The organism is Coprococcus sp. AF102-57 (assembly GCF_027686195.1).
Taxonomy (GTDB): Bacteria; Bacillota; Clostridia; order Lachnospirales; family Lachnospiraceae; genus Allocoprococcus; species Allocoprococcus comes.
Genome location: NZ_JAQCSY010000007.1, coordinates 49,695 through 62,053, shown reverse-complemented (window position 1 = coordinate 62,053; position 12,359 = coordinate 49,695). Strand labels below are relative to the sequence as shown.

11 protein-coding genes are annotated in these 12,359 nt (G+C 43.6%); all 11 read right to left on the bottom strand.

Translation table 11 applies throughout. The features are described from left to right. Positions 1-42: 42 nt before the first annotated feature. The 11 genes from PGZ10_RS06315 to PGZ10_RS06265 all read right to left on the bottom strand — a co-directional run bounded on the left by PGZ10_RS06315 (position 43) and on the right by PGZ10_RS06265 (position 12,308). Positions 43-1,017 (bottom strand): ArdC family protein, encoded by a 975-nt coding sequence (locus PGZ10_RS06315; RefSeq protein WP_044927355.1) that lies wholly within the window; start codon positions 1,015-1,017, stop codon positions 43-45. A 5-nt stretch (positions 1,018-1,022) separates the two neighbouring features. Beyond that, positions 1,023-1,829 carry a PcfB family protein gene (locus PGZ10_RS06310; protein WP_007884625.1) on the bottom strand — a complete coding sequence of 269 codons (807 nt, stop codon included), beginning with the start codon at positions 1,827-1,829 and terminating at the stop codon, positions 1,023-1,025. A 2-nt stretch (positions 1,830-1,831) separates the two neighbouring features. Next, positions 1,832-3,121 (bottom strand): relaxase/mobilization nuclease domain-containing protein, encoded by a 1,290-nt coding sequence (locus PGZ10_RS06305; protein ID WP_007884624.1) that lies wholly within the window; start codon positions 3,119-3,121, stop codon positions 1,832-1,834. Positions 3,122-3,127: 6 nt separating this feature from the next. After that, a complete protein-coding gene (locus PGZ10_RS06300; protein WP_024852688.1) occupies positions 3,128-3,436 on the bottom strand; it encodes a plasmid mobilization protein in 309 nt (102 codons plus the stop codon). Next, positions 3,415-3,585, bottom strand: coding sequence for a DUF3789 domain-containing protein (locus PGZ10_RS06295; RefSeq protein ID WP_117482321.1), 171 nt, complete (start codon positions 3,583-3,585; stop codon positions 3,415-3,417). The genes PGZ10_RS06300 and PGZ10_RS06295 overlap by 22 nt, the downstream gene beginning before the upstream one ends. Positions 3,586-3,723: 138 nt before the next feature. Continuing rightward, positions 3,724-4,047: a DUF7768 domain-containing protein gene (locus tag PGZ10_RS06290; protein WP_015513330.1), complete on the bottom strand. Its 324-nt coding sequence runs from the start codon at positions 4,045-4,047 to the stop codon at positions 3,724-3,726. 81 nt (positions 4,048-4,128) lie between these two features. After that, entirely contained in the window at positions 4,129-4,932 is an 804-nt protein-coding gene (locus tag PGZ10_RS06285; protein WP_330674238.1) for a site-specific DNA-methyltransferase, read from the bottom strand. A 20-nt stretch (positions 4,933-4,952) separates the two neighbouring features. Next, positions 4,953-5,699, bottom strand: coding sequence for a hypothetical protein (locus tag PGZ10_RS06280; protein WP_007884619.1), 747 nt, complete (start codon positions 5,697-5,699; stop codon positions 4,953-4,955). 6 nt (positions 5,700-5,705) lie between these two features. Continuing rightward, positions 5,706-6,683 carry a DUF3991 and TOPRIM domain-containing protein gene (locus tag PGZ10_RS06275; protein ID WP_006426986.1) on the bottom strand — a complete coding sequence of 326 codons (978 nt, stop codon included), beginning with the start codon at positions 6,681-6,683 and terminating at the stop codon, positions 5,706-5,708. Beyond that, positions 6,683-7,843: a methionine adenosyltransferase gene (gene metK / locus PGZ10_RS06270; RefSeq protein WP_167528845.1), complete on the bottom strand. Its 1,161-nt coding sequence runs from the start codon at positions 7,841-7,843 to the stop codon at positions 6,683-6,685. The genes PGZ10_RS06275 and metK overlap by 1 nt, the downstream gene beginning before the upstream one ends. 88 nt (positions 7,844-7,931) lie before the next feature. After that, on the bottom strand, positions 7,932-12,308 hold the full coding sequence (locus PGZ10_RS06265; RefSeq protein ID WP_270540961.1) for a SpaA isopeptide-forming pilin-related protein: 4,377 nt from the start codon (positions 12,306-12,308) through the stop codon (positions 7,932-7,934). Positions 12,309-12,359 lie beyond the last annotated feature (51 nt).

Sequence of the window (12,359 nt, the reverse complement as noted above, 5' to 3'; positions counted from 1 at the left end):
GACCTCCGTAATAGCTACTCCAACCGTCCAACTTTTTCACTTTTATCGTTCCGGCTGGTTCTTTGCTTTTTTCTCTTTTCCAGATGCTTTTTCATCCTTGGTTTCCGGTGTTTTTACAGGGTCTCCGATTGCGAACTCATCGGTTACATACTCCTGTTCCTTTGCACCAAAATTCCGTTCGATATGGTTTCGGATACTATAGGAAGCCTGACGGACATCATTTAAAAAGTCTCTCAGTTCCTGTGGATCTTTCTTTCCACATTCATTTCTCTGTGCAATATACTCCAGATTGAATCCGGTAACATCCACACCATAACGTTTCGCAATCACATAGGCTGCACAATAAGCCTGTGCACTGACTTTCTGTCGGCTGTAGGTTCCGGTATGCTGGTCCAGTGCTGCACACGCCAGTTCTCTGTTCAGTGCATGGAATGTCGTTACTTCACTCATTCCGTTGCGGATATAAATGGTACGGTATCTCGGATTGTACTGGGCCTGCACTTTGTCTGGCAGATCATCCTCAATCTGCACACGTACCGACTGGTCTTTTAAGACAGTTCCTATCAGTTCTGTCAGACTTCGCTGAGGGCGTTCTTCCAATGGCTTTCCAGACATCTGACTGATGTCAAATCCTTTTCCAATCGTATACCCTCTCCGCATTTCTCCGTCTTTTTCGTATTCAGTGGAAATCATATAAGTAATGCCATGTTCCCCGACTTTGACCGAACGGTGTTCTTCTCTCCAGCGTTCATAAGACCTTACCACCTTAAAATCTGGATGCTGTCCGTAAATCAAAAGCAGATTCGGTGTTCTCTGGGTATTACACTCTGCCATAAAGTCCAGAAAGCCTTTCAGTTTTTCTCCATCCTGAAAAACTCCCTGTGCCTGTGAATCTACTTCAGCCCATACCTCTTCTCTTTCCTGCTGTTTTTTGGCTGCATATTCTTCTTTCGTCAATTTCTGTTCAGGAACCTGCTGTTCTTCCGTTCCCCCTGAAATCATATCTGTTAAATCCATATACATTACCTGCCTTTCGTTTTCATATTCTTACGTTTCTTCCGGCTCTCTCTGGCATTTTTCCGTCTGTCCGGCCTCTTACGTTTCTCTTCCTGTTCCTTGCGGATATCTCCGAGTTCTTTCCGCACAGATGGTTTTTCATTCTTTTCTTTCCAGCTAATTTCCCGATCGGAAGAAGTATTTCTGTTGCGCGAGAAAGGTTCGGATGGATTCTTTTCTTCCCCCTCCTGCGCCTGTGTAAAATTTCCTTCCGGGAAAGCCTCATCCCCGATCTGGAACATTTCTTCCGCATCGTCCAGTTCAAATTCTATCTTGCCTTCCGGCAGGACAACGGTCTCTGTCCGTACATTCTCCCCGGTTTCTTTTTCCATCTGGTTTTCTGCCTTTTCCGGTGCAGTCTCTTTTTCCACTGCTTCCGTAACCATAGAGCCTGATTCTGCTTTTACAAAATCCAGATTCATCCGGTCTAATACCCGATTCATCTTCGCTGCATCATCTGCAAATACCATGACCTCTGTCTGGTCCGGATTCACCTTATCTTTGATGACTACATATAAGATACCTCTCGCCTTGGCTTCTTTTGCAAATTCTTTTAAACGGTCACCCGGAACGGTAAAAAATTTCATCGGGCGCTGTTCCTTTAACATTCTGGTAAGTCTTGTTTTCCCTCTTGTCTTTTTCTGGTCCTTCAAGGCGGCAGCAATAAAGACTGCCACATGCTTTGCTACATTCCCGGTGATCTTCAGCGAATACTCCATCCCTTCCAGACTGTACCGTACCACCTGATCTGCCGGTTCTGCTCCGTAATTCATACTTATCTCACCTCCTGACTTTTCTGCATTCTTTCTTTATCTTCCACACGTTTTTCATTCTGGCTCTGTTCTTCCGCTTCCTGAAGTCTCGCTTCGATTTCCAAGGAATGTTTCTCAATCTGAACGGTCATACGAACTTCCTTACGGAGTCGCTTCAATTCCTCATTGATTTCGGACAATCGTTCTTCCCCAGTCTCCCTGCCCCCATTCCGATACAATCTTCTGCGTTCTTTCATAAGTTCCGCAATCTGCTTTTGCAATGGCTCTCGGTACGCGGCAAGCTGCTCTCTGGTTATGATGTCATGTTTCAGTAGAAATTCAATCTGTTCAATCCTGCGGTCCAGTTTCCGGATATCCTCTCTGACAGCGTATGGACTCCTTTTCGGTCTTTTTGGCAGTACCCCCATTTGATATAAATAGGAATAATACAGTGCCTGAATCCCGGTCAGTTTCTTTTTGGGATGAATCTGTACTGCCTTTTGATAGACTCGTTTCACCTTTGGCTGTAGTATCTGCCCACGTATTTCCTCTTCGGAATAGTTTTTTCCGAGAGAACGCAGACGGATATACCGCTCCATTCCCGGAGCTTTTAAAGAAATGTATTTCCTGTTCAGTTTCCATGTATAACCCCGCTTTTCCATCTCTTTTAGGAATTGTAACCAGGAGTAGCTTTCCTGTACCGATTCCCTGATATCCAAACGGATCGCCATTCTCCATGTCGGTTTTCCTTCCTGTTCTGCTTTCCACTGTACATAAGGGATTGATTTTTTCTGATTGGATTCAATGATAGACAGACCATATTTTCTGCACAGGTCATCGGAAATCTTACGGATCTCCGTATAATAACTCTTAGCATTACTATGGTACTTATGTCCGTCCACCATGCTTACAGAATTCCAGACAATATGATTATGATAGTGTCTGGTATTAAGATGTGTTGTTATGACTACTTCAAACTGTCCTTTTAAGAGCCGGTCTGCCAGTTCCTGCCCGATGAGATGTGCCAGTTCCGGTGTCACCTCACCTTCTGCAAAACTCTGTACCAGATGGTATCCTTCCACACCGCCCATCTTATGGAATCTCTTTTTCGTTGTCAGCATATCTTCATACGCATTTTCATTGGTGCATCCGATGGTATCTTCGAAGACCGCTTGTTCCGTCTTTGTCCGGTTCATGGCATAATCAATGGCAGCCTCCAGAGAGTCTGCTTTCTGTGTGGTTTTTTCTTTGTCTTTCACATATTCGATGGAACGGTCCAGGCGGTGGACGGGGATAACACTTGTATAAGCCATCTGTCATTACCACTCTTCCTTTACCAGATGCCATGTCTCTTTGGTAAGCCGGAGCATTTCCTGTACACTCTGCTCACTTGCCATTCCCGAAGCATTCGCAACATGGGCAAGCTGGTTCGCATTATTGCACAGACCCGCTATCTTCCTAAGCAGTTCCGGGTGATGTTCACAAGGTTTTGCGTGTACCTGTGCTCCTAAGATCAGCGAACGCATAAACTCTTCCCGACTCAGTCCGCTTTTTTCCACCTGTTCCTCCAATTCCCTGAGTTCCCTTGCATTTAACCGCACCGGGATCACATGGTTTCGTTTTCGCATTGCATCACCGTCCCTTCTCTTTTCTCTTTCATCATATCGCCAAGCTCCTCATCGGATTTTTTCGCTGCAACCATGCAACAGGTCACTATCACTCCTATAAATCCTCCGCTCATCAATGCGATTACAATCATTACTCCATTTCTTAACATGACTTGATCCTTCCTTTCCATTTCCGTCTGTGTCCGGGGGATTGGGGTTCTCCCCAAAGTGCGTTTGGATATCCAAACGCTATGCTTGCAAAACGAGTACCGCCAGTTTCTGTAGCACCGGATTGACTCGATTCTGATTTATTTTGATTCTTTTATCTGTACCAGTCCATCAAGTGTCGTACAAATGATATGGAGTCTGTCTGCCATACTGATTTCGGTATTCATTGTTCCTGTCACTTCTTTCCCACATACGACTACCATCCGGCATCTCCGTAAAAGGATATGGGACATTCTTCCATATCCCTGCATATCTTCTGCATCAGACTCTTCCAAGAATGGTGAGAATACAAATCTCGGACAGATTGGTACATACCCAAGTTCATAGATTTTTCTGCAATATTTCTGCACTTTTACCCGGCTTTCTTCTGCTGAACAGCACACATAAGCCAGCGCCTGTTCCATACGCTCCATCTCCTTCCTGCATCCAGTTGGATGCCACTCATTTTCTCTATAAAAAACAAGATGTCCAATTGGACATCCCGGCTACTTTTCATCCTCTTTCTGCTCTGCTTCTAATGCAATTTTCACTCTGTCACTTCCCAGTTTGTAGTAGGCATCTGTTACCTCAATTCCCACTGCACGATAACCTGTCATAACCGCTGCAAGGACAGTTGTTCCTGCTCCGGCAAACGGGTCCAGGATCAGCCCTCTCGGTTCACAAATCTGGATAACATCTTTCATAAGCTGCAACGGTTTCTCTGTCACATGAATCCGGTTCTGCGGATTGCCATATCGGAAGACGCCCGGCAGACAAGATACCGGACGGTTGATCGGCATCGGTCCGTTACTGCCCCACACAATATATTCAGCCTGCTGGCGGAAACGGCCTTTCTGTGGACGGGAGTTTCCCTTATCCCACACCGCTGTTCCTCGCCAGATCCATCCTGCCCACTGCAATGCATCGGTAATCGATGGATACTGACGCCAGTCAATGAACAGACAGATCGGAGCACCTTTCTTGCAGGCTTTCCGCACATCATAGAGCCATTCAGCCATCCAGTGCGTCCAAGATCTCTGGTCTTTGTTATCCCCATCGAAATCCGGAAGTGCATTGGCAGCACTCATACTGCTGTATTTCTGATTTGTAGTACGATTTCTTTCATTCTGTTTTGTTCCACCGGATGCATACGGCGGATCGGTAATAACTGCATCAAAGATTCCCGGCTGGAATGCTTTGACCAGTTTTAATGTATCTCCATGTAATATTTTCCAGTTTTCCCCTTCAGTATATTCCTCCGGGTATGTTCCCTCTTTCATAAGTTCTTCCAAACTCAGGCCATTTGTCATAGGCATCATCCTTTCTTTTCTCAGCGTTCCGGCTGATTTTTCTTCTTTGTCTTTTTATTTTCTTTGGGCGGCGGACTCAACTCAGTTTCTACATATTCGCTGATAATCAAAAGTGCTTTGTAATAGTCCCCACTTTCCAATACCCTTTTACGCATTTCTTTTGCTTCTGCTGTCTGTTTATTCTTTTTCAAAAGAGTTGAGGCATCGCCCATAATGGAAAAAATATTCCCATCATGTCCAAGGAGCTGTAACTTGGGACGTTGTTTCTCAGGCTTTGTCGGAATCTGCTCTGTTTTCTTTTCATACATTTTCGGCTGTTCCATATTAGGATGCCAAAAATGCACATTCATCGTTCCACCATCTACCTTGATATCCCTCTGTTCAAATCCTTCACCCCACCCGTCACTGTACTGCCCTGTAATGTATTCGGTGAATTCCTGTAGTTCTTCCTGACTTAAAAATTCATTTAATTCCAGTTTGGTACAGCCGTACAGGATTCCGTCTTTGTTTTCTATCGTAACAACTGCACTTTGTATCTTTTCCTGAATGGACTCACTTCCGTCAAAATACTGCATGAGATCATCTTCCCCATAGCGTTCCAGTTCTTCTCGGATGACTTCTTCATAATCGGCAAGTTCTGTTCCATCTAATGGCATTCCATATTCATCACTCTCCGACCACTCTTCTTCCCATTCGGATTCTTCTGAATAAAGATTTCCAGTCAGCTCCGTCAACAGATGTACGTGCATCGTTCCTTTTTCTTCCATTCTCTATCACCTTCTTTCTAATGGTCTGTCCCTGCATTTATTTGTCTGCTTTTTTTCTTTCGCAAGGTCTGCATAATCTGCCCCTTCTTTTTCCGGCAGATTGCAAATAATCTGATACGTTCCCTCGTAATGTTTTTTCATCTGTTCTTTCGCCCATCTCCCGGCAAAGTCATTATCGGTGCAGATTTCAATTTCTTTGATTTCCGGATGGTTCTTCAGAAACTCTTCCAGTGCATCCGGCAGCTTTTTAAAACGTTCACTCTGTATCTGTGTGTTTTCTTTCGGAGCAGCGATTCCTCCAAGGGAAAGACGATATTTATCCCTCTTTCCTTCTTCCAGTGTCATGTGGGCCAGTGCATCAATACACGCTTCATATACGACAACTCGTTTTGTTTCTCTTTCAGGTGGAATACAAAAGCTGTACTTTTTTTCACTCCCGGTCTGCTCCATCTTGAATCCTTTCCCGTTTTTTTCATAGATTCCTCGCAGGAATGCATATCTTGCTTTTCCGGATTCATCTTTTCCAACAAAAACAGCGTTATGGTACGGGACACTTTCATAAAGGATTTCATGCGAAATGCAATACGTGATCACTTCATCGCTGATTCCTCTGTGGTTTAAATAAGCCCTGATTCGTCTGCAATTACAATATCTCTCCGGCAGCTTAAAGGGTGGTTTTTCCTTTTTCGCAGACTGTGTCGGAATAAAAGACGGACTCTCTTCGCACAACAGTTTTACGGCATCTGTAAATTTCATTCCATCTACTTCAATCAGGAACCGCAGTGCGGACACGCCACCGATATCTCTGGATTTCCAATGCCATTTGCTGGACAGTTCATTGATTTTAAAACTGTCATGGTCCGTCAACTGCCATTCATTTCTGGTTCTTGTCTTTTGCAACCGCTGTGCCTGATGCGTCCGCAAATACTCATACGCAGTCATATTTTTTGCTGCCTGAATCTCTTCTTCCGTTACCCAGGGCATTACAGAATTGCATCCTGAAGATCCAGTACCTTATCCGTCCGCTCCCAAGGAAACTCCTTTCTTCCAAAATGACCAAAAACTGCCGTCTGCCGGAAAATCGGACGGTTCAGTCGAAGGGATTCCATGATCTGAACAGGTGTCACTCCAAACACCAGTGGGATTGCTGCCGCCAGACAATCATCCGCACACACTTTCCCTGTATCAAAGGTATCCACCTCAATCATAACCGGCTCTGCTACTCCGATTGCATAAGCCAGAGACACCTGACACTTGCTTGCAAACTCAGCAGCTACTATATTTTTTGCGATATACCTTGCCATATAAGCTGCCGAACGGTCTACTTTCGAACAGTCCTTTCCTGAAAATGCACCGCCGCCATGCGGAACCATACTTCCATAAGTATCCACCATCAGCTTTCTTCCGGTCAGTCCGGTATCTGCATCAAACCCTCCACACACAAATTTTCCTGACGGATTGATCAGAATCTTCGTATCCTCATCCGGCGGCAGTAATCTGAGTGCTGAGCGAAGCACTTTCTCTCTGATTTCGGCATCTAACTTCTTCAGGCTCTTTTCTGCACCATGCTGGCAGGAAACAACAACACTTTCCAGTCTCACTGGCTTTCCATCTTCATATTCTACGGTTACCTGTGCTTTTCCATCCGAAAAGATATCTTTGATATATCCGCTTCTTCTGCAAGCCGAAAGTTCACGTGTGATCCGGTGTGCCAGAACAGTCGGCATTGGCATAAGCTGCGGAGTATCATCACACGCATATCCGACCATAACACCCTGATCTCCAGCTCCCCTGCTTCTATCTCTTAATTTTGCGCCGATATTATCCCGAAATTCTTTCGACACACTCACTGCTTTCGCAATATCTGGACTCTGCTGGTGTACAAACGTATCCATTTCTATCCCATCTGTACAATATCCACACTCTTCTAAAACTTTTCGGATCACATCAAACACTGGTGGTTCATATCCGCTGGTGATTTCTCCTGCTACAAACACATTTCCTCTTGTAGCAAGGACTTCACACGCCACTCTCGAAGATGGATCGTAACGCAGACATTCATCTAAGATTGCATCTGCTATCTGATCGCATACTTTGTCTGGGTGTCCTTCTGTTACTGATTCTGCTGTATAAAAACGTCTCATCATTCTTCTCCTTATATACAGACAGGGCAGAAGCTGCTTTATGCACATCTCCTGCCCTGTCAGATTGGTTTATCCTGTAATTCTTATTTTATTTTTCTTCTGTTTCTTTTTTGTTGTCTGTCATTTTTGACTTCTTTCTGCGGTATACAGTCACTCCTGTAGCTGTTCCAGCAGATGCCAGTGCAAGCAGAACAAACGCCCATATTTTCTGGTTATCACCTGTTTTTGGTGCATTTGTTTTTTCTGTTGTTTTCTCCGGTGTTCTGGCATCTTTCATTTCTACTTTCTGGACTTCCATTGTATCTTTCAATGTAAATGTGACATCTTCCGCAATCTCGTAACCATCCGGTGCTGTGATCTCACGCAGAGTAAGTTCTTCATTGACTGGGAGTTTTTCAACGGAATGTGGTTTTCCATCTGTAATCCACTCTTCCAGAACAGTTCCGTCTTTGCGGATAATCTGAAGCTTTGCCCCTTCCAGTTCTTTTCCGGTTGTAAGGTCTGTTTTTGAAATTTCCACTTTGGAATATTCATCTTTCATCTCAACCTTTGTCACACTGCCATCTTCTTTGACTTCAAACATCACATCGCTGGCAGACACATAGCCATCTTCATAAGGAGCCAGTTCCTCATGTAAGGTATAACTTCCTTCCGGCAGTCCGTAAATGACATGTTCTTCCTTACTGCTTACCCATTCTTCCACAACATTTCCGTCTTTATCAATGACCTGCAGTTTGGCTCCTTCCAGCTCATTTCCGGTAGTTGCATCTGTTTTTGTAATGCGTGTTTCTGTCGGCTGATTCTCAACTTCTTTGTTCAGTTCAATCTTTGCAAGATTCTGATTTTCGTAAGTTGCATCTACATTCCATACTTCCTCATTTGGAAGATATCCAGCTTTTCTGACTTCCTCTTTGACATAGTATTTTCCATGTGGAAGATCACTGTCGAAAGTAAGTGTTCCCTTTGCATCCGTTGCTTTCTTTTCCAGCAAGGTATCTTTCTCTACGAGAACCTCTCCCTGATTAGAAAGAATATCTTCTGCAGCATACAGTCCAAAAATAACACCTTCCAGCTTTTCGCCTGTGACAGAATCTTTCTTTTCTACTGATACGAAAACTTTCTGTCTTTCATTTTTATAGGTAACGCCTTCATAAACAACTGCCTGTGTATCATCCTCTGCTGTCAGGGTAAATTCTTTCTGTTCTGTATTTAGGACAAAATTCTCTCCTGCTACAACTTCTTTCAGATAATACGTTCCCAGTGGCAGATTGTTGATAACTGCTGTTCCATTTTCATCTGTAGTCAGTTTGGCTACCAGGTCATCTTTCTCATATCGGACAACTGGATTTCCTGCTTCGTCCTTTGCTCCGTCCGGTGAATAGATGGTATCTTTGGCATATATTTCGAATTCAGCGCCTTCTACTCCGGTTTCTTCATATTTAAAGCCTTTATAAATACCTGTTTCTTCTTTTCCAGATACGGCATTTCTTACTTTTGAAACCAGTGCTTTTACTTTTGCCAGAACAGAATCTCCGGTTACTTCGGTAAGCTGTTCTCCCTTTTTCGTCAGGAGCAGGCTTCCTACCTGTTCATCGTTTTTCTGTTCTACCTCTACAATCGCAGCTCCTGTATCTGGATCAATCTGATGTGCAGTGTTTGAGGATACTGTAATTACAATACCACTCTGTGGATTTTCTTTATATGTTCCTTTTGTAGTCTGTTCTAATGGTGAAAAAATCGTTGTTCCATCATACAGGGACTCCTCGCTTCCCTGTCTTACAAATCCTTCCGGTGCTTTCACTTCTTCGATTCGGTAGGTAGAGCACTTCAGTTCCTGCGGTGTGATCAGATATCCTTCCTCGTTTGTTTCGAATACACTGATCTTTTCTTTCTTCGGATACTGAACAACCTGTTCCACATATTTCTTATTTGTCACATCGTAAATCTTATAAGAAGCACCAGCCTTTAAAACAGTATTTCCAGTCTGTGCATCCTTCTTTACAATTTTCAGCAAAAATTCAAACGGGCGGTCATCAAATACTCTCCACTGCATTGGCTCTCTGCTGTCATTTTCCACATTTACAACAAATGGATCAATGGTTTTCAAATTCTCAGGGGTAGTACTTTCCACTACAACATAACTTCCATACGGCAGTTCCGGGCTGACTGCATATCCTTTTGTATCAGTGATCAGTTCTGGTACTGGTACGGCTGTTCCATTCTCGTAAGTAACTGCAACCTGCTCTTTGCTGAAGTCATAATTTTTGAAATCGCTTGCTGTATAGCTTTCTCCATTGGCTGGCTTCAGTTTTCCATTTTTTACCTGTGTCAGGTCGCTGATCAGATATACCTTAAATCCTGCTCCTGCAACCAGGTCTGTTTCTGTCTGCTCTCCATCTTCACTGATTTTGATTAACTGGAATGCCTGTTTCTTTACCTGCTCTTTTACCGTAAGGTCTCTTGTCACTTCGGCAACATCCTGACCTTCATAAGTTACTGATACCTCGTATTTGGTAGTATCCAGTGTATATCCTTCCGGTGGAGTGATCTCTTTTACATACATTTCTCCAAGGTATAATTCTGAAAATTCCAGTGTTCCGTCATCTCCGATGACTCCCTGTGCAATCAGGCTGTCCTGTTTATACAGAACCCCTGTTGTGCCATCCGGATGCACGATGTCCTCTTTTGCATACAGACCATACACAGCACCACGAAGAACACTGTCCCCCTGCGCTTTAAATGCAAGTGTTTTTTTATCGATCTTTGCGATTTTCACCTTTCCGGTGACTCTCTCATCTGTTGCTGTTACAGTCATTGTCTTTCCGGCAGTAACAGCCACTTTATATACTTCTGTATTCAGTTTGTATCCTGTCGGAGCAGTGATCTCTTTCACGTACACTGTTTTCAGTGCAGAATCAAAATAATCGCTGACTGCTTTTCCGTCTGTTCCGGTTGCTGACATTGTCATCAGCAGATTTTCACACTTCTTATCAGTATAAATACCATAAACTGCTCCTGACAGTGGATTCTGTGTATTGACATCTTTCTTCATAAGTTCAATGCGTGTCATATTCAGCCACTGTACACTGAAGCTTACCGGCGCTGCTGTTTCGCTTTCAAATACACCGATATCCTGCTTGGAATCTCCGGTTGTCAACACCAGTGTTCTCCATGTCTTTCCGACAGAACCATATAAGTTGCCGGAAGCATAACTGCCTGTCAGTAATAAATCTGCGGACAGATAGAATGTATCTCCACCATAAATCTGGATTTTTCCATTTGTAACACTTGTTCCTTTGGAAAGATTATGTGCTGTCACATTTTCTGGTACACTCAGTGTCACATAGTTTCTGTGATCTCCAGACAGTGTGATATTTGGTGTTTTCTGGATGTTTCCATCCCGTACTGCATTCAGCTTTGTGCTTGAAAGGCTCAGTTCACCTTTTGGCGGTTCTTCCTGTCCAAACAGATAATTGATATATGCGATAACCCCTGCATTTACAAGGTCATTATAATTACACCCTGTAAATCCGGCTTCTCCTGCATAAGCATAGCTGGCTGCAATGTGTGTATACACATACTTTTCATCTTCCGTTTTTCCAGACAGATAACTTCCTGTCAGATTTCCTGCCCCGCCATAACCATAATAAAGGACTTTCTGCAGATTTTTATTGCTGTCCAGTACCTGTGCTACATAACTTCCACTCGGTGGGGATGCTTTCTGGGACTGAAGGCAGTATGCAATTTTTCCATTGACTGTAAACAGGCAAGTAAGATAATTTCCAATATAACTTGGATAATAAATAGTTCTCCCCTTTGTCAATGTAACTGTGGAACCGCTGCTTGTAGCTCTTTCAGCCGCAGACAATACCATCACATTTCCCTCTTCGATGTCCTCTTTCAGTTCTTTGATTGCCTGTGCAGATGCATCTTCTTCGGATGTTTCAATTTCTACATCTGTGTAGTTCTGCACAGGCGAATCCGAATCATCTTCAGATTCTGTATCTGACTTCTGTTTCTCTCCACCATTTTCTTCGGAATGTGCCTGTCCTTCGGTATCCGTCAGAGTCACTTTACGGGTGATGGTATAGCTGTCACTCTTATCTTTTGGAACGACCATATAAGTGGCAATATATGTTCCTGCTTTGTCTGAATGATACTCTCCACCATTCTCATCTTTGATACTTACAAGCGTAACATCTTCTTTTTCTGCATCATAATGGATTCCTTCCATACTGGTTTCCACTGCAAATGTATCATCTGAAACTGCTTTTGTGATATCATCTGCTGTAACTGATGTATCTTTCTGGCTTGTTACCGCCTGTTCAGATGCCTGTACTTCCGTCTGCTGTTCCGAGCCTGTCTGTTCGGCCGCAAACGCATTCGCACTGCTCAAGGTACTGATGCCCATCAGGACAGCCAGTCCAAAAGCAGCAATTCTGGTCTTTAATTTTCTAACCTTCATGTGCTTTTCCTTCCTATTATAAATAGATTTTTTCAGTAAAATACCGCAGAA